This window comes from Mesorhizobium sp. M4A.F.Ca.ET.020.02.1.1, from assembly GCF_004022645.1.
GTDB lineage: Bacteria > Pseudomonadota > Alphaproteobacteria > Rhizobiales > Rhizobiaceae > Mesorhizobium.
In genome coordinates this window covers 1-861 of the sequence record NZ_RZOI01001234.1, presented here as the reverse complement: position 1 = coordinate 861, position 861 = coordinate 1, and the positions used below count along the sequence as shown (strand labels likewise).

The window sequence follows — 861 nt, the reverse complement described above, 5'->3', positions numbered from 1 at the left end:
TCGCGATGCAGCGGGATTCCACGCGCCTCTATCCTCGCAAGGAGCAGTCCCAGATCCGCGTCGCGATCGAACTCCACGCGGTGCGGCGCGCCTTCGACATTGATGTCGACAAAAGGCCGACCGCGTTGCCGACCAACCACGCAGCCTTTTGCCTGCGCGAGGAGCCCATCAATACTGGAAGTGGTTGCAGGCCCAAAGCGCAGCGACGGCGCGCTGCCTGGGAACAAATGCTGGTAGTCAATGTACATTCCGCTCAGCGCTCCCGCAGACAGCCGGGCGTTATGGTCGCCTAGCCGGCGATCCGTTGTTGATGCGTCCGAGTTTCGGCACATCGGCGGTGCATGGCCGGTGCGCGGGTTCGTTTTGCATCACAAAACGACGTTTCTTTCAATACGACGAAGGGCAGGGTAAGTCAACGTCTGAGCAGGGTTCGGATGCCTGCGGGCGATGTCCAAAATACGGCTTCTGCTGGTCGGCGCCGACGCAGACCGCCACCGGTAAATGTCAGGGTCGATGCCGCTCGCTCACGATGTCCGCTGGAGAGCTTTGACCGGCTTGGCAATTGCAAGCTCGCCGACAGTCGACGCTTCTGGGAATGACGTGGTCGAGCCGCCTTTCATGCGATGCCGCCGAGACAGACATATTTGATTTCGGTGAACTCCTCGATGCCGTAGCGCGACCCTTCCCGGCCAAGACCCGAAGATTTGATGCCCCCGAATGGCGCTTCGGCTGTGGAGATAAGACCGGTGTTGACACCGACCATCCCGTATTCCAGCGCCTCCGCGACGCGGAACACGCGGGACAACTCCTTGGCGTAGAAGTAGGAGGCAAGGCCGAATTCAGTGTCATTGGCTTGCGCGA

Annotated in this window: 2 protein-coding genes; both read right to left on the bottom strand. The window is 60.6% G+C overall.

Features of this window, described 5'->3' with window-relative positions; translation table 11 throughout:
* Positions 1-248: hypothetical protein (locus EN742_RS36305; protein ID WP_148670585.1), on the bottom strand; the 248-nt coding region annotated here is incomplete at its 3' end.
* Positions 249-616: 368 nt separating this feature from the next.
* On the bottom strand, positions 617-861 hold a 245-nt coding region (locus EN742_RS36300), incomplete at its 5' end, for an aldehyde dehydrogenase family protein (protein ID WP_128333952.1).